Here is a 25,604-nt window from a genome sequence, read left to right as displayed (position 1 = left end):
TAGCGGGTGGATTATCGTTTCGCAGGCGTGGCCTGCTCAACAGGGTAAACCCCATGCAAAGCGAAGGCTGCCGAAACGACAGCCTTCGCCTTGGGGTATGTATATGGTTTTTGAGCGTGAATCTATAGACTGAGCAAATCTATAGGCGTGCTAACTTTATTTGTCGGCCAATTCTTTATATGCTTCGTATTTCTTAGCAGCAAATTCTTCGGCCTTAGCAAAGAGTTCTTCAGCAATATCCGGGAAGGTACGCGTAAGAGCTGCGTATCTCGTTTCGCCGAGGAGGTATTCGCGGAAGGACTGGGTCGGTTCCTTGGAATCGAGGATGAACGGATTCTTTCCTTCTTCCTTGAGGAGCGGGTTGTAGCGGTAGAGGTGCCAGTAACCGGCTTCTACGGCGCGTTTCATTTCGTTCTGAGCGTTGCCCATGCCGCCTTTGATGCCGTGGTTGATGCACGGTGCGTAAGCGATGACGATGGACGGACCGTTGTAAGCTTCAGCTTCCTTGACGGCTTTGATGAGCTGGTTTGCGTCAGCGCCGAGAGCGACCTGAGCGATGTAGATATGGCCATAGGTCATGAGCAGACGGCCCAAATCTTTCTTGTTGAACTTACGGCCCGATGCCGCGAACTGAGCGACAGCACCAATCGGAGTTGCTTTGGACGACTGACCGCCCGTATTGGAGTAAACTTCCGTGTCGACGAGCATGATGTTGACGTTGGCATTGGTAGCCATGACGTGGTCCAAACCGCCGTAACCGATGTCATAAGCCCAGCCGTCGCCGCCGTACATCCAAATCGTCTTCTTGATGACGTGTTCTTTATGAGCCAAGATGTCTTTCTGAAGGTCAGCTGCTTTGCCAGTCAGCTTAGCGGCCATCAATTCTTTGAGGTACGTCCGGCTGATGCCTTCCGTAACTTCGCCTTCATTGGCGACACCGATGGAATCGAGCCAAGCTTTGATGGCATCGTGGAGGGCGCCTTCCGTCAGCGGGAGGAGTTCTTCCGATTTCATGGCGATGGCTTCACGCTGCTGATCCATGGAGAGGGACATGCCGAGAGCAAATTCGGCGTTATCTTCAAAGACCGAGTTCGACCAAGCCGGGCCGAAGCCTTCGTGGTTCGTCGTATAAGGAATGCTCGGCATTGCAGAGCCCCAAGCCTGAGTACAGCCGGTCGCATTGGCAACGATCATGCGCGAACCGAAGAGCTGGGTCAAAAGCTTCATGTAAGACGTTTCGGTACAGCCGGCGCAGGCACCATTGAACTCGAGGAGCGGCTGGTTGAACTGGCTGCCTTTAACGGAGAATTTATCGAGGCCCGTATCTTTTACAGACAGGGTAAGAGCATATTCAAAGTTTTCACTTTCATGGCGCTGTGTTTCGAGCGGTTTCATGGTCAGAGCCTTAGCCGGGCAGGCATTCGCGCAGGCACTGCAGCTGTAGCAGTCGAGGGGCGAAACCTGGATGCGGAATTCATAATCTTCGAGGCCTTTGCCGATGGCTTTCTTGGTCTTGAAGCTTTCCGGGCTGTTTGCTTTTTCATCAGCCGTCAAGAGGTACGGACGGATGACAGCGTGCGGGCAGACCAGGGCGCAGCGGTTACACTGAACGCACTTGTCGACATCCCATTCAGGAACCTTGGAAGCGACACCGCGTTTTTCATACTGCGTCGTGCCAAGCGGATAGGAACCGTCGGCATAAGGAACGAACTCGCTGACAGGAATGGAGTCGCCGATCTGTAAGTTCGACGGTTCAACGACGTTTTTAATGAAGTCAGGAATGTTGCGCGTATCTTCGACGATCGGATCGGACGGAAGGTCTTTCCATTCTGCCGGAACTTCGACTTCGACGAGGTCAGAAATACCGCGGTCGACAGCAGCCTGGTTCATGGAGATGACCTGTTCGCCTTTTGCGAGGTAAGTCTTAGCGATAGCGTCTTTCATGTATTTAACAGCATCATCGATGGGCATGATGTTAGCCAGTTTGAAGAAGGCTGCCTGGAGAACCGTATTGGTGCGGTTGCTGCCGAGGCCGATTTCTTCGGCGATCTTGGTGGCATTGATGATGTAGAAGCGTACGTGTTTAGAAGCTAACTGGCGTTTAATCTTGTTGCTCAGGTGGTTGGCAACGTCCGATTTATCCCAGTCGCAGTTGAGCAGGAAAATACCGCCGTCTTTGATTTCGCTGACGATATCATAGGTGCCCATGTAAGCCTGTTTATGACAAGCCAGGAAGTCAGCCGCTTTTACGTAGTACGTAGCCCGGATCGGGTTGGTGCCGAAACGCAGGTGAGATTTCGTAACGCCGCCGGATTTCTTGGTGTCGTATTCAAAATAAGCCTGGACGTACATGTCGGTGTTGTCGCCAATGATCTTGATGGAGTTCTTGTTGGCGCCGACAGTACCGTCAGAACCGAAGCCCCAGAACTTGCAGCTGATCGTGCCTTCCGTGTCAACGGCAATGGGAAGATCCGGCATGGACAGATGAGTTACGTCGTCAATGATGCCCAGCGTGAAGTGGTTCTTCGGCTGGAGGGATTCCATGTTGTTGAAGACGGCGTTGATTGATGCCGGCGGAACGTCTTTCGACGACAAGCCATAGCGACAGGCCAAAACGGTAACGTCCTGTTTAATATGGGATACAGCAGCGCAGACATCTTCGTAGAGCGGTTCGCCCAAGGCGCCCGGTTCTTTCGTGCGGTCCATAACGGTAATCGTGCGAACCGTGTCCGGCATAGCTTTCATGAAGTGTTCGAGGGAGAACGGACGATAGAGGCGTACCTGGAGGAAGCCGACTTTCTTGCCGTCTTTGCTGAGTTTATCGATCGTTTCCTGAATGGCACCGGCAACGGAACCCATGGCGACGACGACGTGTTCAGCATCGGGAGCGCCGTAGTAGTCGAAGAGGTGGTACGGACGGCCCGTCAATTCGCCGATCTGATCCATGTAGTCCTGAACGATGTAAGGCAGGCGCTGATACCAAAGGTTGTTTGCTTCGCGGGACTGGAAGAACATGTCCGGGTTGGTAACGGTACTGCGCATGACCGGATGTTCCGGATTGAGGCCTGTATGTTTAAAGTCATAGAGAGCTTTGCGGTCAATCAGCTTGCCTAATTCTTCAGCCGGCAGCATCTTGATCTTTTGAATTTCGTGAGAAGTCCGGAAACCGTCAAAGAAGTGCATGAAAGGTACGCGGCCTTTGATCGTTGCCAAGTGTGAAACAGCGGCGAGGTCAGCACATTCCTGAACGCTGGCGCTGCAGAGCATAGCCCAGCCGGTATTGCGACAGCCCATGACGTCAGAGTGGTCGCCGAAGATGGACATGGTGTGCGTCCCTACCGTACGAGCCGCGATGTGCAGGACGATCGGTTTCAATTCGCCGGCTAAGCGGTGCATAACCGGGATCATCAGCATGAGGCCCTGGGATGCCGTAAAGGATGTACAGAGACTGCCCGTTTCGGAAGCGCCGTGAGCGGCACCGATAGCACCGGCTTCGGACTGCATTTCAACCAACTTAACGGTCTGGCCGAATAAGTTCTTGCGGCCGTTGGCTGCCCATACGTCAACGTGTTCAGCCATCGGAGACGACGGGGTAATCGGGTAAATAGTTGCGACTTCGGTAAAGTTATACGCTACGTGAGACGCAGCTTCGTTACCGTCCAAAGTTTTTACAATTTGCTTAATCATAAAGTACACTTCCTTTTCTGAATGAACAAAAATTTAATCCGGACTCGTATAACGTTTAACGTTTCTATGCTTTTAGTATAGTCGCTGCAGCTATAAAAGTCAAGCATAGTATTCATGCCATTTTATCATCGACTTGCTCATAGTTATACGTTTTACGTAAATAATACGTAAATGGTTCAGATTGATTGTCCATTCTGGCAGTTCATCATAAATGGCTTATATATGCAAAAAAGAGGACTTTACACGATAAATTTACCATGTAAAGTCCTCTTTCAATAGATATATGTTTTTTGTCTCTTTACAAAGAAGTACTGTTGAACGTCATTAGTACCAACGGGTCATAGGCAGGTCGTTCTTGCTGCCCTTGGTCATCAAAATCTGATGGAGGTCGATGTTGCCGATGTAGAAGGATACGGCGCAGCCGCAGAGATAGAGATCCCACATGCGGGCAAATTCTTCGCCCCGGGCAGCGATGACTTCGTCACGGACCTTCTGGAAGTTGTCGAACCAGCACATCAGGGTCTTATAATAATGGCGGCGCAGGCTTTCGACGTCGATGACCTGGAAGTCGTTGTCATAAGCAAGGCTTACGATTTCGCGCAGCGACGGCAGGGTTCCGCCCGGGAAGATGTATTTTCTCATCCACGGGTTGCCGATGCTTTCATCGTGGCCGCTGATGTAGTGGAGCAGGAACATGCCGCCGTCTTTTAAGAGGTGGCTGGCCGTTTCCATGTATAACGGATAATTGGACCGGCCGACGTGTTCCAACATGCCGACGCTGACGATGCGGTCGTACTGACGGCCTTCGGCAACGAGGTCGCGGTAGTCGATAAGGTCGATCTGAACCTTATCCTGAAGGCCCAGGGCTTCGATCCGTTCCTGCCCTTTCTTCCACTGTTCCTTGCTCAGCGTGCAGCCGTAGCCTTTGATGCCGTACTTCTTAGCGGCTTCGATGAGGAGGTAGCCCCAGCCGCAGCCGATATCGAGGAGGGTCATCCCTTCTTCGAGGGCTAATTTTTCCAAAATATAATGGACTTTATTGTGCTGGGCCTGTTCCAGGCTATCGTCGTCCTTTTTAAAGTAGGCGCAGGAATAGCTCATGGACGGGTCGAGCCACTTGGCATAGAAGTCGTTGCCGAGGTCGTAGTGAGACGAGACCTGCTGCTTCTGAGCAGCTTTCGATTCCGACGGGTAGAGCAGGCGTTTAAAGAAGGATTTGTCCAAGGAGAACTGGCTGTTCTGCGAAAGGAGGCAGCGCAGGGCCGTAAACAAATCGCCTTCGATTTCAACGTCCTTTCGCATATAGGCTTCACCGAGAGCCAGTGACGTCGAGGCCAAAAGCTCTTTCTTAGGTATGTCTTTGTTGATGATAATATTGAACAAGGGCTGTCCTTCGCCAATGGTGTAAGTCTTGTCGTGAAGTCGTACCGTGAAACAATCTTTATCGAAGCGACGTAAATAATGAATCATAAAATTATCTAAGATATTCATAGATACTCCCCTCTCATTTATAAAATAGCTTCTATCCGGGCGATGCCGCAGACGACGTTTTCAAGAATCATCATCGTCGTCACGGCACCGACACCGCCCGGCACGGGCGTAATGGCCCCGACCGAAGGAGCGGCATCTTCAAAGGCGACGTCGCCCACGGTCTTGCCCCCTACCCGGTTGATGCCGACGTCGATGACGACAGCGCCGGGTTTTATCATATCGCCGGTGACCAAGCCTGCCTTGCCGGCCGCTGCCATGATGACATCGGCCCGGCGGCAGACGGCTCTGAGATCATCCGTCCGGCTGTGGCAGACGGTCACCGTTGCATTCTGCTGCAAAGATAGCTGCGCCAGCGGTTTTCCGACGACGTTGCTGCGGCCGATGATGACCACTTCTTTGCCGCTCAGAGAAATATGATAATAATCGAGGATGGCCATGACGGCCTGAGGCGTACAGGGCACAAAACCGGCCCGGCCCGTATAAAGATTAGCAATATTGGCATCGGTCAAACCGTCGACATCCTTTAAAGGATCGATGCGGTTGATGATGCGCTGACTGTCAAGATATGAAGGCAAGGGCATCATCAGCAGGATGCCAAAGACCGACCGGTTCTCATTGAGCCTGTCGATGAGGGCCAAGAGGTCCTCTTCCCGGACGCCCTCCTTATGCTGATAAATGCAGGCTTTCAAGCCGACGGACTCGGCCGTCTTTTTCATCGATGCGGCGTACATGGCCGACGGTGCATCATCGCCGGCGATGACGATGGCAAGTTCGGGCTCTGTCCCCTTTTGTTCCCGAAGGGCTGCCAGCTCAAGTTCGATGCGCTTGCGATGAAAAGCGGCTACGTCTTTCCCATTGAGTATTTGCATGCGATTTCCCCCTGTGATAGATGATACCTTGCGGCAGTCCCTCAACGTTTAAAGGTGACCGTGACGGAACTGCCGTCAGGAGCGTAGCTCCCGGGCCGCGGATCCTGCTGAACGGCCATTCCCATGCCTTTCGGGATAAAGCCCAGGCCGGCCTCATTAAGCCAGTCGTTGACGTCCCTCGTATTCCAGCCGATAAACGACGGGATGAGGACGCCGTCTTCCGTCCGATGGACGGACGGCAGGACTCTCGGAGGCTCTGTTACCAGCGGAACGGACGGTTTGACACCCGTATCCGACGTGGGCCGGATGCCTTTCATGCGGACGATTTCAGTCATCAAATCTTTAAAGACCGGCGCTGCGACCTGAGCGCCGTAATAGACGCCGCTCGGCGCATCGACGACGATCAGCACTAAGAACTGCGGATCTTCCAAGGGACCGAAACCGATGAAAGAGCCGACGTACTGCCCTTCGGCATAACCCGTACTGTCAGCCGTCTTCTTCTGGGCCGTCCCGGTCTTGCCGGCAAAGGTATAGCCTTCTATTTTTGCATTCTGGCCGCCGCCGGTAGAAATTTCTTCTCCCATGAATTTACTAATCGTCTCTGCCGTCTCCGGCTTGATCGGCTGCCCCACTTCAACGGGTTCCTTCTTTTCGTAGACGGAACCGTCGGGGTTGTCGATTTCCTTGACGATAAAGGGCTTCATCATATGGCCGTCATTGGCAATGGCACTGAAAGCCTGTACCATTTGCAGCGGCGTGACGGCAATGCCCTGACCGATTCCCATGGAAGCTGTATCGACGATGGACATCGTCTGCGGTGAGAACAGAATGCCTTCCTGCTCACCGGGAAGTTCAATGCCCGTAACCGAGCCGAAGCCGAAGCGGTGCGCGTATTCAGTCAGCAGTTTACCTCCTGCTTCTACGGCGATATGGACCATCCCGGTATTGATGGAGTACATAATGATTTCCCGAAGGGTAACGTTGCCGAGGCCCTTCTCATCCCAGTTATGCATCGTCCGGTCGGCAACCTGAATGGATCCCGTATCGTGGTAGACGTCACTGACCTTCCATTTTCCCGAATCGAGGGCGGCAGCCGCCATGAGCGGCTTAAAGGTCGACCCCGGTTCGTAGACATTTACGACGGCCCGGTTGCGGTACGATTCTTTATCGCCCTTCCCGTAATGATTCAAATCATAGGTCGGACGGCTGGCCATGGCCAAGATTTCCCCCGTCTTGGGGTTCATGACGATGATGGCCGCCCCTTCCGGTTTATTCCGCGTCATAATGCCGTCCAGTTCTTTTTCGGCCAGATACTGAATGGTACTGTCCAAGGTAAGGCTGACTGACCGTTCTTTATCGGGCAGGAATTTTTTCAGAGCCGAATCAAAGACCGGAATGTTGTTGCCGTCGGTCTGAAGGCTGAAAGTCTGCTTGCTGCCGCGAATTTCGTCATCGAGAATCATTTCGATGCCGTCGAGACCGCGGTCGTTGTCACCGACGAAGCCGATGACTTGGGCAGCCATGGACCCGTTAGGATAAAAACGGCGGTTTTCATCGCGAAAGACGAGACCATGCAGTTTTTCACTCTTGATGACGCCCTCGACGGCTTCGTATTTATCGTGATCCATCTGTCGGTCGAGCCAGACAAAGGCCGTGTCTTCTTTAAGCCGCCGCAGTATTTCATCCTGAGAAATGCGAAGATACGGTGCCAGAAGGGCTGCCACCTTTTCCGGCGGCTCATTGAGCATGGTCGGATTGGCGTAGAGCGACTTCGACATTTCACTGATGGCCAGGACTTTGCCGTTGCGGTCGAGGATCATGCCCCGCGGCGATTGAAGGTTTCGCTTCGTCTCGCTCTGCATCTCGGCCATGGCCACCATATCGTCATGGTGCAGGACCTGATGGAAAAAAAGGGCGCCGAGGACAGCTGCCGAAAGGAGCATCATGGCACAGACGCAGACGGCGACATGACGGCGGATATAACGGTTCTCTCTTTTTTCGGTATTATCCATGGTTGGCATCCCCTTCATGGCGTTCCATCCAGCGGCCGGCGGCTGCCGCCAAGGTATCGGCGTCGTTGGCCAGTTCTTTGTTTTGAACCCGCTTCAACAGGACGCGCAGACACTCGCCGGTCCGGCGACGGCACTGGTCGGGAATACGGCGGTCATAGGCAAGGTCTTTCGTACTGACCGGCATGGCGGCTGCCAGCATAGCCATATACTCGCCGAAGGATTCCGTGCCTTCCGTGTTGGTATCTTCGCGGCCGCAGCCGATGATATCTCCGACGGACAGGGCTGTCGCCTGATGAACGGCCTCAACGAGGTCATCGGTCCGATAAAAAGGCCCCTGCAGGGCTTCACGGCGAAGCCATTTCTCGACATTCCCTTCAGCCGTATTGGCAAAGAAATGAAATTTCATATGGGTCTTGACCAGCCAGGCCACCCGCTCGGCAAAGGCCGTTTTCTTGCGCCAGCGAAGCATCACGGCTGCCGCCATTTCCGCTCCTTCCGAATCATGGCCGTAATCGGTATAGCGGCCTTCTTTTTCGCCGCGAATACCGGGCAGCCCTTTGGCCACATCGTGGAACAAAGCAGCATAGCGAATGGTCAAGTCGGGCGGCGTGTGGGCCACCGTCGCCAGGGTATGGACCCAGGCATCGAAGAGATGGAAAGGCTTCGACTGAGGTGTATCGGGAAGATGACTCAATTCCGGCAAAATCGGAATGGCCGTATAAACGCCGTTTTCCTTCTGCCGGCAGGAACAGGCAGCAAGGCCTGAGCGGACGAGGATATCCAATCCGCGGAAGGCAGCCGGCGTCACCATCAGTCGGTCGAGTTCGCCGACGACCCGTTCGAGAGACAAGCCGGAAACGCGGTCAAAGGCAAAAGGCATGGCCTCTACCGTTTCTTTGGAAGCCATGAAATCGAGCTGGCCGGCAAAGCGGCACAGGCGAAAGAGGCGCAGGGCATCTTCCTGAAAACGACGCTTCGGGTCGCCGACGGTAACCAGCCGTTTCTTTTTAAGATCCTTCTTTCCGCCGACGTAATCGTAAATTTCGCCGCGGCGATCCATGGCCATGGCATTGACCGTAAAGTCCCGGCGCAGTACGTCTTCGCGAAGGGAATCGGCATACCACACCGATTCCGGCCGGTGGCTGTCACTTCCGTAGGCTTCGCCGCGAAAGGAGGCGACTTCAAAAGGCTGGTCTTCGAGGACGACGACGACGATACCGAAGGCTTCAGCGTTGATTTCAGCCGTATGCCAGCCTTGTTCTTCCGCAACGCGGCGGATGTCATCAGGCCGGGCAGACGTCGTAATATCGTAGTCATGGGGCGTCCGTCCCATGAGCAAATCGCGGACGGCGCCGCCGACGATATAGGCTTCAAAGCCCGCATCTTCCAGTGCTGTCAGCAGTTGGTGCGCTCGTTCTTCCATCATCCCGGCCTTCCTTTCCTTTAGAAATCAATGATGTTATATTATAACACGAATAGACGGTACTGACCACTATCTGATAGCCTATCGTTATGCTATAATGCACTCAGAAGGTATGCCTGAAAGTTAGGCATTCAGTATTAAAAAGGAGGTAATTTCTTGGATACAGGTTTAATACATATATATTGCGGCGACGGCAAGGGCAAGACGACGGCCTCCTTAGGCCTCTCACTTCGCTGTGCCGGACGAGGCGGACGCGTCCTCTTCGCCCAGTTCTTAAAAGGGCGGCCGACGGGAGAGCTCACGTCGCTGGAGCAGATTCCGGCCATTACCGTCCTTCGGGGAAAGCCTGTCTTAAAGTTCACCTTCCAAATGACGGAAGCGGAGAAAGAGGAGACAAAGGCCGCCCAGACGGCCCTCTTCAACGAAGTCCGCACCTTCTGCTGCGATAAAAAACCCGATCTTGCCGTCTGCGACGAACTCATCGGAGCCTGCGCCCTGGGTCTGGTCCCGGAAGAAGAAGTCCGCCGTTTTTTACAAGAAAAGCCGGCTGACACCGAAGTCGTCCTGACCGGACGCAATCCCAGTCAGGCCCTCGTGGATCTTGCCGACTACGTATCGGAAATCAAAAAGATAAAGCATCCCTTCGATAAGGGCATCCCTGCCCGCCTGGGAATCGAAGAGTAGCCTGAAGGAGGCATCTCACATGATCAACATCTTTGAAGCTGTGAAAGAGGAGCAGGAAGAACTCATCGTCCTGCGCCGCCATTTTCACGAATACCCGGAATTATCGAAACAAGAAGATCAAACCATCGCCTATATTGCCAAAAAGCTTGACGAATACGGCATTTCTTTCCGCCTCGTCGATAAAGGCGGCCTCATCGCCTGGATCGACGGTAAAGGACCGGGAAAGACCCTGCTCCTCCGGGCCGACGTCGACGCCCTGCCCATTACGGAAGGCGACACGAACTTATCCTGCCAAAGGGTCTGCCGCTCCCGCCATGACGGCGTCATGCATGCCTGCGGCCACGACGGCCACATGGCCATGCAGCTCATCGCCGCCAAAATCCTGAACCGCGTAAAAGAACAGTGGGACGGCACGGTAGTCCTCATGTTTGAACGGGGCGAAGAAGCATCGGGCCCCCTCGAATACCTCCTGCACTACCTCGAAGAAGAGAGCCCGTGGCATATCGACGCCTGCTACGCCACCCACGTCCGCTGGGACATTCCGGCCGGCCATATCGCCGTCTGCAGCGAAGCGCCCATGGCCGGCGGCTTCGGCTTTGAAATCCGCATCGACGGTCACGGCGGCCACGGCTCCCGCCCCGACCTGGCCCGGAGCCCAATCGACTGCTTCCACGATATCTACGGCAATCTCCAGGCCCTTCGCATGCGCATCGTCCCGCCTAAGGAATGCCTGACCTTCTCTGTCGGCAGCCTGCACAGCGGCGATACGCTCAACGTCATCCCCAACTCCCTGACCTTTTCGGGGACGTCGCGCTTCTTCAGTTACGACCATGCGGGAAAAGACTTTTACGAAGCCTTTCAGGACATCCTGAAACATTCCTGCCAAACATACGGCTGCCATTATGAAATCCTGCACATGCCCGATCCTTTATTTGAAGTCCAAAACGATCCTACCTGCGTCGGCATCGCCCGCGAGGCCGTCAAAAAGTATATGGGCCCAGACGTCTTAACGGACTGCCAGCCCTGGATGGCATCGGAAACCTTTGCCCTTACGGCCCGGCTCTACCCCGGCGTCCTGACCTTTACGGGCATCGAAAATAAAGAAAAGGGCTGCGGCGCCAATCATCATACGCCGGAGTTCGACCTCGACGAAGACGGTCTTCCCTACGGCACGGCGGCCTGCCTGGGCTTTGCCCTCGATTACTTAAAGGAAAAACCGGATATCCCCTTCACACGGCCTGACGAACCCCTTGAAAAGCTCGTCGCCCGCAACATTTAACCGACACGGCTCGGGACTGAAAACTCAGTTCCGGGCCGTATTTTTTTCAAGCAGGTCCGGTACTTCAGCCAAACTGTTACAAATCTTCCAGGCCAGGGCCTGTACGCCTTTATCGATTTCAATCAAATCGGGAATCCAAATGGAGGGAATACCGGCCCGGTGAGCAGCCAAAATCCCGCTTTCCGAATCTTCCATGACCAAAGCCGTTTCCGGCAAAACGCCGGCTTTTTCGCAGGCCATGAGGAAGATGTCCGGCTCAGGCTTTCCGTGAGGCGCTTCTTCCCCGCTCTGAACGACGGCAAAGAAAGAGGCGATTCCGTTCCGCTCCAGCAAATATTCAATCATCGTCCGCGGCGACGACGAGGCGACGGCACAGATGAGGCCTTCTTCTTTAGCATAGTCGAGGATCTGGCCCAGGCCCGGTTTGAAGGGAATATCGTTGTGTCGGTAATATTCTAACTGCAGGGCCACTTTTTCCCGGCACACCTGATCATAAGGATAGTCCGGCCCGAAGGATGCTTTGCAAATAGAGCGGATTCGCACATTATCACGGCCGAGCATCTGGTCAAAGACGGTCCGATCCAAATCATAACCGTAACGAGCCGATACTTCCCGCCAGAATCGGTAGGAAATCGGTTCCGTATCAAACATCGTCCCATCCATATCAAAAATCAACGCTTTTCTTCTATCCATAAATCCTCCCTGTGTATAATGGTCCTCATTTGCAACCATATTTCTAAACTTCCCTTTTATTATATCGAAAGAAAGGAGAATTGCAATTTTTCCGATACAGGAGGTAATAATTATTCCCATTTTCGATAATATTATGATTTTTTAGCATTTTCATTATTCTCATTTGCATTTTCATTATCTCTTGTATCTTGCGCCAACTCTGCTATAATAGAGGAAATCAGAAAGCCAGGTGATTCTATATGACTGAATTTATCATCCGCCGCTTCATAAAAAACTATGAAGACACAGACAATAAACACGTCCGTGAACAATACAGCATCCTCGGCGGCGTCTTAGGCATCATTTGTAATCTTTTCCTCTTCGTCAGTAAATTCCTCGTCGGCATGGCCAGCAACAGTATCGGGATCTTGTCCGATGCCTTCAACAACCTGACCGACATGGGCTCGTCCTTTATTTCCATCATCAGTGCCAAGCTCAGCAACCGACCGCCGGACAAGGAACATCCCTTCGGCCACGGCCGCTTCGAGTACCTGGCATCCCTTACGATTGCCGTCATCATCCTCGTCGTCGGCTATAAGCTTTGCGAAACGTCGATTGGGAAGTTCTTTGAACCGGAAGCCATGGAATTTTCTTACTGGAGTCTGGGCATTCTGGTCATCTCCATTGCCGTCAAGGTCTGGATGTGCATCTACAACCGTTATATCGGAAAGAAGATAAATTCCAGCGTCAATGAAGCGACAGCCGCCGACAGTATCACCGACGCCGTGGCCACGACCGGCGTCTTAGTCACAACCATCGCCCAGCAGTTTACGACCCTCCCCGTCGATGCGGCGGCCGGCACTGCCATCGGCCTCATGATCATGTACGCCGGCTACGGCATTGCCAAAGACGTCATCAATATCCTCCTCGGCAGGGCGCCGGACCCGGAACTCATCGACGGCATCGTAGAAAGTGCTTTAAAGTGCCAATACGTCGTCGGCGTCCACAATATCCGCATCCACGACTACGGTCCTGGCCGGATGTTCGGCACGATCCACGCCGAAGTCCCGGACACGGCCAACCTGGCCGACGTCCACGCCGCCCTCGATGTCCTGGAAGATGAATTGAAGGACCGCTACCAAATGGACATCAACATCCACATGGACCCCTTGTGTACCGATCCCGATAAGATCGATGCCATCCGCCACGTCCTCGATCACATCGTCCACGAAAAATACCCGCGCTACCATACGGACCACCTGCGCATGACCTCCGGCAACGCCCGCCTGAACATCATCTGCGACATCCACATACCGCCTGACGAATACAATAAAGAAAATATCGCCCGCATCCGCCGAGAAATCAACGCCTGCATGAGAAAGTACAACGACAAGTACCGCGTCGTCCTGGCCCAGATCATCGCCGATCCGCAATAAAAAAGGTGAAGAAGGAAATCCTTCTTCACCTTTTATTTATTTGACAACCAACGACCGCGGCTCGAGCATGGCCTGCAGGGGCTGACGCAGGTCTTCCGTCGTTTCTACCCAATACTGCTGGTCCGTCAGAATCGTCTTACGGCTGCCCATGAGGTGGAAATAGACCTTGACCTGTCCCGGATGTTGTTTTAACACGCCGCCGATACGACCGGCAAGGTCGGTCCGTTCGAGGTGAGCCGGGATCTTGATGAAGAGCTTCGTTCCCATACCGGGATGCCAGTAGTCTCCGGCCTCTCTGGCAGCAGCCGCCGATACGACCGGTGACGGCTGCGGGTCCGAAGCCGCCGTTTCCTGACCGAGGGGACGTATTTCTTCAGCTAAAATCTGGATGCTGTCGTCGTTGATATCGGCCCGGCCGCGGATGGACACAGCCATGTCGACGGCGACAAACTGCTGATAGCGGCCGTAGGTCTTAGGAAAGACGACGATCGACACGGCGTGGGTAAAGTCTTCGAGGGTGATGATGGCCATCTGCTCATTGCGCTTAGTCATGACCTGTTTCTTCGCCGTAATCAAGCCGCCGACGCGGAGCATCTTGCCGTCGTACTGGCGGCCGTCTTCTCCGTAAAGCACCGACAGCGGGCTGAGCCTGTCCATGATGTCCTGATACTTGCTCAAGGGATGGCCGCTGAAATAAAAGCCGTCGTACTCTTTTTCCATGGCCAGCCGCATTTCAATGGGATATTCGTCGATATCGGGGTATTCGAGATCGGTCATGACCTCTTCCGCATCGTCAAAGAGACCGATTTGGCCCGATGCATAGTCTTTCTGGCTGAGAGATCCCATGGCAACGGCCTGGTCGATGACGGCCATCAGCTGGGACCGCTTCTTTCCGAAAGAGTCCATGGCCCCGCATTTAATGAGGCTTTCAAGGGCCCTTTTATTGACTAAGTGGTAGTCGACGCGGCTGCAGAAATCGCCGAGAGAGGAAAAGGAGCCCCCTTCTTCCCGGGCCTTGACGATGGCATCGATGGCATTGCCGCCGACACTCTTGACGCCGGACAGGCCGAAACGGATAGCTCCGCCCTGAACGGAAAACATAGAGACGCTGTCGTTGACATCCGGCGATAAAACCTTGACGCCGTGGCGGCGGCACTCGGCGACGTAGTAGCTGATCTTACTGCTGTCGTTGATCATGCTGGTCATAGTCGCCGCCATAAATTCAGCCCGGTAATGAGCCTTGAGGTAGGCCGTCTGCCAGGCGACGTAGGCATAGGCTGCCGAGTGGGATTTATTGAAGCCGTAGCCGGCAAAATAGACCATGAGGTCAAAGATCTTATTGGCGATTTCATCGGAAATGTTATTCTTTCGCGTCCCTTCGAGGAAATTCGCCCGCTGGGCCACTAGAATGGACTCTTTCTTCTTGCCCATGGCTCGGCGCAGCAAATCAGCTTGGCCGAGGGAAAAACCGCCTAAGGCCGAGGCGATCTGCATGACCTGTTCCTGATAGAGGATGACGCCGTACGTATCCTTTAAGATGGGTTCCAGTTTTGGATGGAGGTAGGTAACCTTCTTTTGGCCGTGGCTGCCCTTGATGAAGTCGTCGACCATACCGCTTCCGAGGGGGCCCGGACGATACAGGGCCACCAAGGGGATCATGTCTTCGAAGTGCTTCGGTGCCAATTCCTTGACCAGATTGGTAATCCCTGACGATTCCATCTGGAATACGCCGGCCGTATCGCCTTCGGTCAACAGCCTGCACGTTTTTGGATCGTCGAGAGGAATGGCGTCGATATCAAAGTCGATGCCATAATTCTTATTGATCATCTTGACCGTATCGCCGATGACGGTCAGGGTCCTAAGGCCGAGGAAGTCCATCTTGAGCAGTCCCAGATCTTCGACGAGATCCTTTTCGTACTGCGTCGTAAGATCCCCTTCCTTAGAATGCTGGACCGGTACGTAGTCGTCAACAGGAGCCGCTGAAATGACGACGCCGGCAGCGTGGGTCGAGGAATGGCGGACCAGCCCTTCCAGAGACTTGCCGAAGTCGACCAGGCGGTGAACGGTGTCATTGGTTTCATACTCGCCGCGGAATTCCTTACTCATTTTGAGGGCCTTGTCGAGGGTCATGCCCAGTTCGTTAGGCACCATTTTTACGATGCGGTTCACTTCGCTGAGGGGAATATCGAGGACGCGGCCGACGTCGCGCAGAACGGCTTTGGCCGCCAAGGTCCCGAAGGTAATGATCTGCGAGACGTGATCGATGCCGTATTTTTTCGTGACGTACTGAATGACCCGGCCTCGGTTTTCATAACAAAAGTCCATGTCGATATCGGGCATGGTGACGCGTTCCGGATTGAGGAAGCGTTCAAAGAGCAGGTTGTATTTTAAAGGGTCGAGGCCGGTAATGCCCAAGAGGTAGGCGACGACCGAGCCGGCTGCCGAACCGCGGCCGGGGCCGACGGGAATCTCGTGATCCCGGGCGTACTTGACGTAATCCCAGACGATGAGGAAGTACGACGGAAAGCCCATGGTATCGATGACGCCGAGCTCATAATCCAGGCGTTCCTTCACTTCCGGCGTAATGGGATCGTACTTTTCAGAAAGGGCTTGTTCGCAGAGCTTTCGCAGGTACGACGAATCCGTTTCGCCGTCAGGTACGGGAAACTGCGGCAGATGGCGGTCATCAAAGGAGATGTCGACATTGCACTTGTCGGCAATTTCCAGGGTCGTATCCAAAGCTTCGGGCATATCGGAAAAGAGGTCGGCCATTTCATCGCCGCTCTTCATATAAAATTCATTATTATAAAAACGGAAGTGAGACGGATCGTCGAGGGTACTGCCCGTCGAGATGCAGAGCTTGATTTCCTGAGCCGGCGCATCGTCCTGCGTGATGTAGTGGTAGTCGTTGGTCGCAGCAAGCTTGAGGCCGAATTCCTGAGACCAGCGCTTAAAGACTTCACGGACCGTCTTTTCTTCGGGAATGCCGTGATTCTGGACTTCTAAGTAGAAATCGTCTTTGCCGAAAATCGATACCAACCGTTCGAGGGACCGACGAGCCCCTTGTTCGTTGTGGTTGAGGATATCCTGCTGGACCTGGCCTTCGATGCAGGCCGTCATGGCAATGAGCCCTTCATGATACTGCTCGAGGAGGTCGAAGTCGACGCGGGGCTTGTGATAGTTATTTTCGCCATCGACAAAACCCTTGGAAACGATTTTGATGAGATTGTGGTAGCCTTCGTTGTTTTTGGCCAACAAGATGAGGTGGCAGAGCCGCTCCTTGGCCTTTTTTTCAAATCGGCTGCCCCGGGTCATGTAGACTTCACAGCCGATAATCGGCTTGATGCCTTGGGCTTTCGCCTCCCGGTACAGATAGATGACGCCGTACATATTGCCGTGGTCGGTAATGGCCACAGCGGGCATATCGAGTTCTTTCGCCCGCGATACCATGTCGGGTATCTTGCACAGTCCGTCAAACAAGCTATACTGCGTGTGAACGTGTAAATGAACAAAAGGCCGCATCCCAAAATCCTCCCTTATCCTACTCGGTCAAAATATCCTGCTGCTGGTAATTGCTTATTATATCATATTCCGGCCGGGATATACAGGCTGAGCGCCAAAAAGAGACCGCCTGGCGTCAGACAGTCTCTCGTCGTAAAAAACTTATAAAAAATCATCGTCACGATCTTCTTCGTAGGGATCGCTGTAACAGCTGTCATCGTCAGGCATATCCCAGTTACCGTCATAATCCCGCTCTTCCCGGCTCAGGTGGTGGCCGTGGATCTCATGGTATATCATCGACGCCGTAAAAGCCGCCATGAAGGCCTCATCGGTCCCGCTGTCATAGCTTTTTTCCGGCGGCACGGCAGGTGTTGCCGGGACCGACACAGGCTGTTCAGCGGCCGGAGCCTTTTCTTCTGCCGCCTTCTTCTCAGCAGCCGCCCTTTTCTTCATCCCCGGCAGCAGGGCCATATAGAGAGCGGCCAAGGTCAAGGCCGCCGCGCCGATGCCATAAAGGGGGTCCGTCATATCAAAGATCCAGATATACAGCTTCGTCAGTCCCAGCATGATGACAAACAGCGTAATAAATACAGAAAAGGGCATAGTCCCATCTCCCATCCGATTCGCACACTTTCTTTTATTATAGCACGAATCGATATGATGCGGCAGATTTCTCCTATTTTTTAAGGCTGTCCGTCCTTTCCCGGTCACAAACTTATCTTTTTATGATAAAATAAGAGCACATCTATATAATTTATCGTGAAAGGGGATTTTCATTTCATGCTCCATCAAGTTTCTGTCTTCGCTGAAAACAACAAGGGCACCCTGCGCAAGATGACCTCCATTTTGGCCGATGCCAATATCAACATCTACACCATGCTGGCCAACGACAGCGCCGAATTCGGCATCATCCGCCTCATCGTCACCGATCCGGAACTGGCCGTCCAAGAGCTAAAAAAAGCCGGTTACCAGTGCCATATGGACCGGGTCGTCGCCGTCGAAATGGGCGATACACCGGGCTGCCTGGATAAAATTCTCGACCATCTCTGCCAGGCCAACGTCGCTATCGACTACTTGTACATTTCTTACAACCGCCAGACGGCAACGCCGGTAGCCATCTTCAAGACCCGGGAAATGGAAACGGAAACCTTTCTCCGCGGAAAAGGCTATCAGCTCCTCGATAGATTCTAAAAAAAGTCATCCCCAGGGATGACTTTTTTCATATTCGGACAAAGAGTTTATAATAAGTCGGCCATATCGTAGATGAGGCGCTCTGTTTTTTCCCAACCGAGGCAAGGATCGGTAATCGACTTGCCGTAAACACCGTCACTGATTTTCTGGCAGCCGTCTTCAAGATAGCTTTCGATCATAAGGCCCTTGACGAGGCCCTTGATGTCGGCGGCATGACTGCGGCTCTGAAGGACGTCTTTGGCAATGCGTATCTGTTCGAGATACCGTTTTCCCGAATTGGCGTGATTGGCATCGACGATGACGGCCGGATGGGAGAGATTCCGTTTGCCGTAGGCTTCATATAAGCGCTGGAGGTTTTCATAGTGATAGTTCGGCAGGCTGTTGCCAAAGCTGTCGACGTAGCCTCTTAAGATGGCGTGCGCCATGGGATTGCCTGTTGTCCGCACTTCCCAGCCCCGAAAGAGGAAGTCCTGAGAATGCTGGGCCGCTTCAATAGAGTTCAGCATGACGGAAATATCGCCTGACGTAGGATTCTTCATGCCCACGGGAATGCCGACGCCGCTGGCAATCATGCGGTGAACCTGATCTTCCACGGAGCGGGCGCCGACGGCAGCGTAAGACAGGAGGTCCGATAAATAGCGGAAAATTTCCGGATAGAGAATTTCTTCAGCACAGGTAAAACCCGTTTCCCGGACGACGCGCGTATTGAGTTCGCGGATGGCGATGATGCCGCCCAGCATGTCTTCCTGCCCTTCCGGGTCGGGCTGGTGGAGCATGCCCTTGTAGCCGACGCCGATGGTCCGCGGCTTACTGGTATAGACACGGGGGATGATGAAAATCTTATCCTTTACCTGTTCCTGGACCTTGACCAGGCGGCGGATGTAGTCGAGGACCGCCTTTTCATTGTCAGCCGAGCAGGGCCCGATGATGAGCAGGAAACGGTCGTCCTTTCCGGACAGGATATTTTTGATGGCTTCATCGCGCTTCCGTTTAACGGCCTTTAAGCCGTCATCTATGGGAAACTGTTCCATCAATTCCTGCGGTTCCGGTAGTTTCCGAATATATTCCATTTGCATTTCCATAGTCTTCCCCCCTGAATAAAAATCGTCACGTCCTCATTATAGCACAGATACTGCCGTTGTCGGACAAAAGATCAGCCCAGGCGGACCGTAAAGGTGATCCGATCTCCTTTATAGGTTGCAAATATCTTGCCGCCCATCAATTTTGTCAATTCTTCGGCCATGGACAAACCGATACCGTAGCCCGCTTTTTGGCTGTTGTGCGACACATCGCCGCGGTAGAACCGCTCGAAGAATCGGGAATAGTCGACATTGGCCCCGTCGACATAGGTATTGGATACGTCGAGGACGACGCCATTTCCCAGCCGTGACCGGCGCAGGGCCACTTCGATGCTGCCGCCGTCGTCACAGTATTTGACGGCGTTGTCGACGAGAATATTGACCAATTCATACAGGCATTTACTGTCGCCTTTGAGCCTGACATTGTCGGTGATAGCCGTAGTCAGCGTTTTTTCAGCATCGATAGCCAGCTGCTGGAAGGAGTCAGATACGGTTTTAACCGTCTCCGAGAAGTTGACATCGGTAATGACTAAATCGACCTGCGACCGCTCGCCCATCTTGGACAGCATGATGAGGTCCTGGATGAGGTTCGACAAGCGGCGGACCTGCTTTAAGATACTGTCCGTCCACTGGCTTTGGCCGTTCAGCATTTCAATGGCCTCGGCATTGGCTGAAATGATGGCAATGGGCGTCTTCAACTCATGGCCGGCATTGGTGATGAACCGCTTTTGGTTTTCCATGTTTTGAACGAAAGGCCGGATAGCAATGTTGCAGAGGCCCGCCAGGATGAGGATGTAGACAACGACGCAGCCGAAGCCGAACCAGGCCGAATAGCGCATGAACGACGTGACGGCCGCCGCATCGCGGGTGGCGTCCATGATGACGATGAGGAAGCTGCCGTCGTCATTGGGTTTTATCATATAGGCATAGGTCGCCCGGCCTTTTTTGAAAAAGCCTTGCTTCTGACCGGTCTCACGAGACTCTTTGACCGTCGTTCGAGCGTATTCGATGGCTTCCGGCTGAGAGAAGGCGGCGATGTGCTGGATATCGATGTGTTCGGCATAGCCGTTGTCGTTGACGAGGACGCTGAAGAAACGGATTTGATAGGCAAATTCCGGCGTCTCTTCCGTCCACGAAGGGTCACTGAAGAAGCTGCTGTCGTCGCCGCCTATCTTCTGAGGTACAGCGCCGTCATTATGAATGATATAAGTCAGAACGGACATGACCTGGGCGTTCATGCGCATGTAGGCAATGGCGTTGATGAGCCCTAAGGCCCCGCCGACGACGACCAGGACGCCGATGACAGCCATGATGATAAATTTGCGGCGCAGGCGCTGGATCATGTTCATAAGCCTATTTCCTTTCTTTTACCGAGAGCAAGTAGGTCTGGCCTCTTTCACCGACGATTTCGATGTCGGCCTGGATGGCTTCCAGTTTTTCTCGTAAATAGGAGACATACATAAAGACGATGCCGTCGTCGACGTCCTTTTCATCGCCCCAGACGTGGTCAAAAATTTGAGCCGTCGACAGGGGTTTGCCGACGTTGGCCATGAAAAATTTCATGAGCTTCGTCTCCCGATTGGCCAGGCGGATGGAGCTGCAGCAGACCATTTCCTGTTCATCGACGTCGAGTTTGACGGCGCCGACGTGAAGTTTTGCCGGCGCAAAGGATTGGGATCGCCGCGTCAAAGACCGAAGGCGTGCCAACAGTTCGCCCATGGCAAAGGGCTTGGTCAGGTAGTCGTCGGCACCGGCATCGAGACCGGTGATGCGGTCGTCGACTTCGGCCTTGGCCGTCAGCATGAGGACCGGCGTCATATCCCCTTTTTCCCTGATTTCCTGCAGGGCCTGAACGCCGTCTTTTTTCGGCATCATGATGTCGAGAATCATACAGTCATAGGACTGGACCAAAGCCTTGTCGACGGCAGCCTGGCCGTCATAGACGGCATCGACTTCATAGCCCGAATGGGTCAAAATCGCGACCAGGGCCGCGGACATTTCTTTTTCATCTTCCGCTAAGAGAAGGCGCATGATCATTCCCCCTTATTCTTGTGCATGGATCAAATTGCGGATGGTCTGCATGGACACGTCGCACGACGCCAGTTCATCGGCACAGCGCTTCAATTCCCGGACGATGAGCTGAGGATTTTTAATATCCTGCTTGTATTTCATCTGGTGTTCCAGGCTGGCCCAGGAGTCCATGGCAATGGTCCGCAGCTGAACTTCCGCATAAAAGCGGCCCGGATTGGCACCGGTCACGTCTTCATAAGGCGCCTGCAGTTCCAAGATCATGTGGTAGCTGCGGTAGCCGTTGGGCTTAACGTTGCGGATATAATCTTTTTCTTCGACGACGCGGACGTCGGGAAGGCTTTTCAAAAAGTCGATGGCCCGGTAAATATCGTCGAGAAAACAACAGACGATGCGGATGCCGATGGCATCATATATGTCATGGAGAGCCGACCGGGCCGTTTGGGGCAGGCCCTTGCGGTCGCATTTTTCCCGCATGCTGGCTTCGCCTTTCAGGCGGTAGATCAAATGCTCGTAGGCGGCTTCACCGGTCTTCTTCTTGGTATCACTGCTATAGGCCCGGATACGGCTGATGAGATCCTGCAATACAGCCTGCAGGGCCGGTTCATATGCACCATAGATGGATGTGCTGTCCATAAAATCACCTCATTCACTAACGTGTAGTAAGGTTTATTATACCACAAAAAAGGATGGTGTCGCATAGAGGACACCATCCTTTTTAGATACTGTTTAAATTATTTTATGAAAGTTTATACAATCGTATTTCGAAAAACTTACTCTGTCTTGTTGGTCAAATAATACGAAATACGGCTCAGACCAATGGACAGGTCTTCCCGAAAGACGAAAATCCCGTCAGGAACGGTCAATCTGAGCGGTGCAAAAGAGAGGATGCCGCGGATACCGGCATCGACCATTTGATCTGCCACTTGCTGAGCAACGGCTGCCGGCGTCGTAATGATGCCGATCTGGATGCCTTCGCGGCGGATGACGTCCCCCATTTCAGAAATCGGCGTAACTTCGACACCGCCGACGTTCTGGCCGATAATACGGTGGTCGACATCGAAGAGGCCCGTCGTCCGGAAACCCAGACGACCGAAAGTCTTATAGTTCGCCAAAGCCCAGCCGAGATGGCCGATGCCGGCGATGCCGACTTTCCAATGCTGCTGCAGGCCGATGATTTCTACGATCTGTTGACACAATTCACTGACATAATAACCGACGCCTTTTTTCCCAAAAGCACCAAAGCAGGTAAGGTCTTTTCGAATCTGTTCCGGTGTGATACCTAAGCGTTCCCCTAACTTTTCGGATGAGATGATATCGATTCCCGCATCTTGCAATAACAGCAAGTCCCTGTAGTACAGCGGCAATCGTTCGATGACAGCATCCGATATTGCCTTTTTCTGTCTCATGGATAGTAACCCTCCAACTATGTCCCCAGCTATTCCCTATAGCTATAAGCAACCTTGTCTAGTGATAATAGTCACAAGCCTATTATATATCATTGTGAATTATTTCGCAAACTGTTTTTATTACTTTTTTTCACATAGTTCACCGTACATGTTGGCAAAGAGGGCGCTCATCAGCCAAAAAGTGAGCGATATTTGGGTACTGAACAAATCGTAATCGCTGATGCCGCTGATGGAAAGAGACAGGACCGACGCCGCCAGGGTCATGGCCAGGGATCGATCAAAGGTCCGGGCTTTATGGTCTTTCACATAGCGAATGGCGTACCAGGCGTTGCCAAAGAAAAACCACAGGCCGAAGAAGGTACCGACCAGCCCCGTTTCAGCCAGGACATTGAGGTACATATTGTGGGCGTGAAAGATGACGATCCCCGCTTCCTGAATCAGTTCATTGTAGACGGGATAGACGTGTTTAAACGCACCCCAACCGATGCCAAACAAGGGGTGGTCGAGGAACATGGCAACGGCTGCTTCCCACATATCCATGCGCATGGCAACGGATGTATCGGCTTCGCTGTGGCTGAAGATAGAAAGCAGGCGGTCGGCGACGCCGCCATGATAAAAAGCACCGATCAAAGGCGCTGCCAAAAAGAGGAGCCACACCCGTTTATCCCAAAAGAGGCCGAAGAAAAAGACCAGGGCGCCGACACTGAGCCAGGCCCCGCGGGAGTAGGTCAAAACCAGGCAGAGGGTCAGGATGGCCAGGAGCACCAGGTACATGACGCGGTGCCAATGATGACGGGTGCAGATCATCATCGACGCCGAAGCGCTCATGACGATCAACAGGAAGGCCGACAGGAGATTGGGATTGTACAGTGTCGAATACATTCGGCGCCGCAGGAGCGGAAAGGCCGCTTCATCGACCCAGTCGGCATTGCTGAGAACCAGCATGTGAGCGTATTGATAGAAGCCGTACAGAGCGACGGCAAGGGCACTGAACAAGAGGGCCGAAAACAGCATCCGCCGCTCCCATGAGCGGTGGACAAAGATCAGGATGCCGTAATAGAGCAGGATATATTGGAGGACCGTAAAGATGTAAAAAGCAGTCCCCATGAAAAAATGCGGCGATCCGATGAGGGACAGAAAGGCTGCGACAGCAAAGGCCACGGCCGGTACCGACAGCGGTGCCTTGCGGACGGTCAGCCTGGGATAAGCCAGCATATAATAAAGACCGAGAAGCAGGGAAATGATGAAGAAGCCTTCCATCAGAAAAATATTCAAGGGCATAAAAAAAACAGTCCCGGCCAGGGCATAGACGACGCGCAGCCGTGCCCGCTCAGCAGGCGTACTGCCGGTCCGTATCATCCACTTCATATAGGTTCGCTCCTCCGTAAATATATGTTTTATTTTATCATAAGGTCCACTCCAGCGCAACGAAAAAGGAGTGTCTCTACTGGGAGACACTCCTCTTCCATAACCTGCTGACAGGTCAAAAAAAACGATGGTTAAAACCCATTCTAAGCCGAAAAGATGGTTTAGAAAAGCTGATAATTTTTCCGCAGATATGCCCGTACTTCGCCCTGGATATAGAGGGATCCGACGATGCACAGGACCTGCCCTTCCGTTACGGCAGCGAAGGCCTTATCGAGGCCTTCAGAAAGGCTTTCGGCCCAATCGGCTTTACAAGGCACGAGTTCTGCCATAGCCTTCGGATCGGACGTGCGCGGCGTCGGTGCCGGCGCACAAATGACGTAGTCGTCATCGTGAAAGAGTTCCCGTACCATCTGACTGTAATCTTTGTCAGCCAGGACGGAAAACAGAAAGACTCGCTTACGGTCGCCAAAGACGTCTTCGTAGGTATTGCAGAAGGTCGTAATCCCCGCCGGATTATGAGCGCCGTCGAGGACGACATCCGTATCACCGGCCTTGAACACTTCAAACCGGCCGGGCCATTCGACGTGGCGGATGCCGTTTTCAAGGGCTGTCCGGGTCAGTTTTTTCTCATGGCGGGCCAGGAGCAGCAAGGCCATGACGGCGGCGGCACAGTTTATTCGCTGATGTTTCCCCAATAAGGGCAGGACCGTCGTAATGGCAAAACCGAATTTTTCCCGGACGGTCACCATCTGGCCCGTCGCCGGATCTTCGGGACCGGCATTGCCGACGACGTCAAAGCTGTGGTCGAGGGCGTACAGCCGGCTGTGCATGGCATAGGCCTTGCGGGCAATGACCGACAGGGCCGGTTCTTCGGCCGTCGTGACGACGGGGACCCCTTCTTTGATGATGCCTGCCTTCTGCTCGGCAATGGCTTCAATCGTATTGCCGCAGTACTTCATATGGTCCATGGCTACGTTGGTAATGACCGACACAGCCGGGACGATGACGTTCGTCGAATCGAGGAGTCCCCCCAGTCCGACTTCAATGACGGCATAGTCGACGCCGATGCTGGCAAAATACCAGAAGGCGGCCGCCGTAATCAGCTCGAATTCCGTCGGCCCTTCCCCGCCGTCAGCCACCATGACCGTGACGGCCTCTTTGACGACGGCGACGGCAGCGGCAAAGTCATCCTCAGAAATGTCGTGATGATCGATGTGGATCCGTTCCGTATAGGCCTCTAAGTGAGGAGACGTATAGCGGCCGGTCTTAAAGCCCGCTTCCGTAAGGGCCGAAGCGATCATGGCCGTTACCGATCCCTTGCCGTTGGTACCGGTAACATGGACGGTCTTATATTTGTTTTGAGGATTCCCCAGGCGTTCCAAGAGATTTTGGATGCGCCCGAGTCCCAATTGGATGCCAAAGACGTTGGCAGCTTCCAAATATTTTATTGCTTCTTCGTATGTCATGAGAGCCTC

Annotated in this window: 19 protein-coding genes; 4 read left to right on the top strand and 15 right to left on the bottom strand. The window is 53.4% G+C overall.

Going from position 1 to position 25,604, the window contains the following annotated elements; genetic code table 11:
• Positions 1–156: 156 nt before the first annotated feature.
• The 5 genes from nifJ to QZQ46_RS01330 form a co-directional block, all read right to left on the bottom strand.
• Positions 157–3,687, bottom strand: coding sequence for a pyruvate:ferredoxin (flavodoxin) oxidoreductase (gene nifJ, locus QZQ46_RS01350; protein WP_296826162.1), 3,531 nt, complete (start codon positions 3,685–3,687; stop codon positions 157–159).
• 324 nt (positions 3,688–4,011) lie between these two features.
• Entirely contained in the window at positions 4,012–5,178 is a 1,167-nt protein-coding gene (locus QZQ46_RS01345) for a class I SAM-dependent methyltransferase (protein WP_296826161.1), read from the bottom strand.
• 17 nt (positions 5,179–5,195) lie between these two features.
• Entirely contained in the window at positions 5,196–6,047 is an 852-nt protein-coding gene (locus tag QZQ46_RS01340; RefSeq protein WP_296826160.1) for a bifunctional 5,10-methylenetetrahydrofolate dehydrogenase/5,10-methenyltetrahydrofolate cyclohydrolase, read from the bottom strand.
• Between the two features lie 41 nt (positions 6,048–6,088).
• Positions 6,089–7,993, bottom strand: coding sequence for a penicillin-binding transpeptidase domain-containing protein (locus QZQ46_RS01335; protein WP_296826169.1), 1,905 nt, complete (start codon positions 7,991–7,993; stop codon positions 6,089–6,091).
• Positions 7,994–8,051: 58 nt separating this feature from the next.
• Complete coding sequence (locus tag QZQ46_RS01330) at positions 8,052–9,485, bottom strand: CCA tRNA nucleotidyltransferase (protein WP_296826159.1); 1,434 nt, start codon at positions 9,483–9,485, stop codon at positions 8,052–8,054.
• A 153-nt stretch (positions 9,486–9,638) separates the two neighbouring features.
• On the opposite strand from QZQ46_RS01330, the gene QZQ46_RS01325 reads away from it, so the two are divergent.
• The gene (locus QZQ46_RS01325) at positions 9,639–10,166 is read left to right on the top strand and encodes a cob(I)yrinic acid a,c-diamide adenosyltransferase (RefSeq protein WP_296826158.1); all 528 of its coding nucleotides are present in this window, start codon (positions 9,639–9,641) and stop codon (positions 10,164–10,166) included.
• 19 nt (positions 10,167–10,185) lie between these two features.
• A complete protein-coding gene (locus tag QZQ46_RS01320) occupies positions 10,186–11,445 on the top strand; it encodes a M20 family metallopeptidase (RefSeq protein WP_296826157.1) in 1,260 nt (419 codons plus the stop codon).
• 24 nt (positions 11,446–11,469) lie between these two features.
• Here QZQ46_RS01320 and QZQ46_RS01315 read toward each other — a convergent pair whose 3' ends face one another.
• Positions 11,470–12,138 carry an HAD family phosphatase gene (locus QZQ46_RS01315; protein WP_296826156.1) on the bottom strand — a complete coding sequence of 223 codons (669 nt, stop codon included), beginning with the start codon at positions 12,136–12,138 and terminating at the stop codon, positions 11,470–11,472.
• Between the two features lie 239 nt (positions 12,139–12,377).
• Here QZQ46_RS01315 and QZQ46_RS01310 point away from each other — a divergent pair, with 239 nt between their 5' ends.
• Positions 12,378–13,553, top strand: coding sequence for a cation diffusion facilitator family transporter (locus QZQ46_RS01310; protein ID WP_296826155.1), 1,176 nt, complete (start codon positions 12,378–12,380; stop codon positions 13,551–13,553).
• 36 nt (positions 13,554–13,589) lie between these two features.
• On the opposite strand, the gene QZQ46_RS01305 is transcribed toward QZQ46_RS01310, so the two are convergent.
• Together QZQ46_RS01305 and QZQ46_RS01300 are read right to left on the bottom strand one after the other, a co-directional pair.
• Complete coding sequence (locus tag QZQ46_RS01305; protein ID WP_296826154.1) at positions 13,590–17,075, bottom strand: DNA polymerase III subunit alpha; 3,486 nt, start codon at positions 17,073–17,075, stop codon at positions 13,590–13,592.
• Positions 17,076–17,216: 141 nt separating this feature from the next.
• Positions 17,217–17,657 carry a hypothetical protein gene (locus QZQ46_RS01300; protein ID WP_296826153.1) on the bottom strand — a complete coding sequence of 147 codons (441 nt, stop codon included), beginning with the start codon at positions 17,655–17,657 and terminating at the stop codon, positions 17,217–17,219.
• Positions 17,658–17,834: 177 nt separating this feature from the next.
• Here QZQ46_RS01300 and QZQ46_RS01295 point away from each other — a divergent pair, with 177 nt between their 5' ends.
• The gene (locus QZQ46_RS01295; protein WP_296826152.1) at positions 17,835–18,245 is read left to right on the top strand and encodes an amino acid-binding protein; all 411 of its coding nucleotides are present in this window, start codon (positions 17,835–17,837) and stop codon (positions 18,243–18,245) included.
• 47 nt (positions 18,246–18,292) lie between these two features.
• Here the strand turns inward: QZQ46_RS01295 and QZQ46_RS01290 are convergent, their stop codons facing one another.
• The 7 genes from QZQ46_RS01290 to QZQ46_RS01260 form a co-directional block, all read right to left on the bottom strand.
• The gene (locus tag QZQ46_RS01290; RefSeq protein ID WP_366135047.1) at positions 18,293–19,321 is read right to left on the bottom strand and encodes a 3-deoxy-7-phosphoheptulonate synthase; all 1,029 of its coding nucleotides are present in this window, start codon (positions 19,319–19,321) and stop codon (positions 18,293–18,295) included.
• 77 nt (positions 19,322–19,398) lie between these two features.
• Positions 19,399–20,673 (bottom strand): HAMP domain-containing sensor histidine kinase, encoded by a 1,275-nt coding sequence (locus QZQ46_RS01285; protein ID WP_296826150.1) that lies wholly within the window; start codon positions 20,671–20,673, stop codon positions 19,399–19,401.
• Between the two features lie 4 nt (positions 20,674–20,677).
• Positions 20,678–21,355 (bottom strand): response regulator transcription factor, encoded by a 678-nt coding sequence (locus QZQ46_RS01280; RefSeq protein ID WP_296826149.1) that lies wholly within the window; start codon positions 21,353–21,355, stop codon positions 20,678–20,680.
• Positions 21,356–21,367: 12 nt separating this feature from the next.
• Positions 21,368–21,988: a GTP pyrophosphokinase family protein gene (locus QZQ46_RS01275; RefSeq protein ID WP_296826148.1), complete on the bottom strand. Its 621-nt coding sequence runs from the start codon at positions 21,986–21,988 to the stop codon at positions 21,368–21,370.
• 137 nt (positions 21,989–22,125) lie between these two features.
• Positions 22,126–22,761, bottom strand: coding sequence for a redox-sensing transcriptional repressor Rex (locus QZQ46_RS01270; protein WP_044504479.1), 636 nt, complete (start codon positions 22,759–22,761; stop codon positions 22,126–22,128).
• A 120-nt stretch (positions 22,762–22,881) separates the two neighbouring features.
• Complete coding sequence (locus tag QZQ46_RS01265; protein ID WP_296826147.1) at positions 22,882–24,129, bottom strand: O-antigen ligase; 1,248 nt, start codon at positions 24,127–24,129, stop codon at positions 22,882–22,884.
• A gap of 161 nt (positions 24,130–24,290) precedes the next feature.
• Positions 24,291–25,595 carry a folylpolyglutamate synthase/dihydrofolate synthase family protein gene (locus QZQ46_RS01260; protein ID WP_296826146.1) on the bottom strand — a complete coding sequence of 435 codons (1,305 nt, stop codon included), beginning with the start codon at positions 25,593–25,595 and terminating at the stop codon, positions 24,291–24,293.
• Positions 25,596–25,604: the final 9 nt, after the last annotated feature.

The organism is uncultured Megasphaera sp. (genome assembly GCF_900539295.1).
In the GTDB taxonomy this organism is placed as follows: Bacteria; Bacillota; Negativicutes; order Veillonellales; family Megasphaeraceae; genus Megasphaera.
This window is presented reverse-complemented; position numbering and strand designations above follow the sequence as displayed.

Coding starts and splice junctions, on each gene's coding strand:
- QZQ46_RS01270 (WP_044504479.1), bottom strand. CDS start 22,761: ATGAGACAGAAAAAGGCAATATCGGATGCTGTCATCGAACGATTGCCG.
- QZQ46_RS01295 (WP_296826152.1), top strand. CDS start 17,835: ATGCTCCATCAAGTTTCTGTCTTCGCTGAAAACAACAAGGGCACCCTG.
- QZQ46_RS01280 (WP_296826149.1), bottom strand. CDS start 21,355: ATGCGCCTTCTCTTAGCGGAAGATGAAAAAGAAATGTCCGCGGCCCTG.
- QZQ46_RS01275 (WP_296826148.1), bottom strand. CDS start 21,988: ATGGACAGCACATCCATCTATGGTGCATATGAACCGGCCCTGCAGGCT.
- QZQ46_RS01300 (WP_296826153.1), bottom strand. CDS start 17,657: ATGCCCTTTTCTGTATTTATTACGCTGTTTGTCATCATGCTGGGACTG.
- nifJ (WP_296826162.1), bottom strand. CDS start 3,687: ATGATTAAGCAAATTGTAAAAACTTTGGACGGTAACGAAGCTGCGTCT.
- QZQ46_RS01310 (WP_296826155.1), top strand. CDS start 12,378: ATGACTGAATTTATCATCCGCCGCTTCATAAAAAACTATGAAGACACA.
- QZQ46_RS01330 (WP_296826159.1), bottom strand. CDS start 9,485: ATGATGGAAGAACGAGCGCACCAACTGCTGACAGCACTGGAAGATGCG.
- QZQ46_RS01285 (WP_296826150.1), bottom strand. CDS start 20,673: ATGAACATGATCCAGCGCCTGCGCCGCAAATTTATCATCATGGCTGTC.
- QZQ46_RS01335 (WP_296826169.1), bottom strand. CDS start 7,993: ATGATGCTCCTTTCGGCAGCTGTCCTCGGCGCCCTTTTTTTCCATCAG.
- QZQ46_RS01265 (WP_296826147.1), bottom strand. CDS start 24,129: ATGAAGTGGATGATACGGACCGGCAGTACGCCTGCTGAGCGGGCACGG.
- QZQ46_RS01340 (WP_296826160.1), bottom strand. CDS start 6,047: ATGCAAATACTCAATGGGAAAGACGTAGCCGCTTTTCATCGCAAGCGC.
- QZQ46_RS01290 (WP_366135047.1), bottom strand. CDS start 19,321: ATGCAAATGGAATATATTCGGAAACTACCGGAACCGCAGGAATTGATG.
- QZQ46_RS01315 (WP_296826156.1), bottom strand. CDS start 12,138: ATGGATAGAAGAAAAGCGTTGATTTTTGATATGGATGGGACGATGTTT.
- QZQ46_RS01345 (WP_296826161.1), bottom strand. CDS start 5,178: ATGAATATCTTAGATAATTTTATGATTCATTATTTACGTCGCTTCGAT.
- QZQ46_RS01260 (WP_296826146.1), bottom strand. CDS start 25,595: ATGACATACGAAGAAGCAATAAAATATTTGGAAGCTGCCAACGTCTTT.
- QZQ46_RS01320 (WP_296826157.1), top strand. CDS start 10,186: ATGATCAACATCTTTGAAGCTGTGAAAGAGGAGCAGGAAGAACTCATC.
- QZQ46_RS01305 (WP_296826154.1), bottom strand. CDS start 17,075: ATGCGGCCTTTTGTTCATTTACACGTTCACACGCAGTATAGCTTGTTT.